Annotated in this window: 1 protein-coding gene; it reads right to left on the bottom strand. The window is 36.1% G+C overall.

Annotated features, from left to right (window positions below; all coding sequences use genetic code 11):
* Positions 1-89 precede the first annotated feature (89 nt).
* A partial coding sequence (locus JHD74_RS26075) for a response regulator transcription factor (protein ID WP_199063919.1) occupies positions 90-454 on the bottom strand: 365 nt, incomplete at its 5' end.

The raw sequence follows: 454 nt of genomic DNA, 5'->3' as shown, positions 1-454 counted from the left end.
ATCATTCATCGAAAAGTATATTTTAAACTAACTGGTCATATTGGCAACTTCACTATAAAAATTAATGAGCTGTCATGTGGGGTTATTATTCACATTAGGCCATTTCTGCCCGCATAATTTACCATTTCGATCACGGAGTTAACTCCGAGCTTTGCCATGATTCTGGTTTTATAAGTGCTCACTGTTTTTTCACTGATAAAAAGATGTTCGGCTATCTCTTTATTTTTATGGCCTTTTACCAGATGCCTTAGTACATTTATTTCTCTGGTAGTTAATGTTCGTGTGGGCTTGGCGTTTTTACTCAAGAATATTATTTCTGATATATCACTTAACACTTCTGCAGAAAAAAAAAGGTACCCTTTTAAGATGTGCTTTACAGCAAAGAGTAACTCTTCTACATTTTTCCCTTTGCTGATGAATCCATTGGCCTTCGCTTCAAGCGCTCGTAGCGAAT

The organism is Serratia sp. ASV30 (assembly GCF_016428815.1).
Lineage (GTDB): Bacteria > Pseudomonadota > Gammaproteobacteria > Enterobacterales > Enterobacteriaceae > Chania > Chania fonticola_C.
This window is presented reverse-complemented; position numbering and strand designations above follow the sequence as displayed.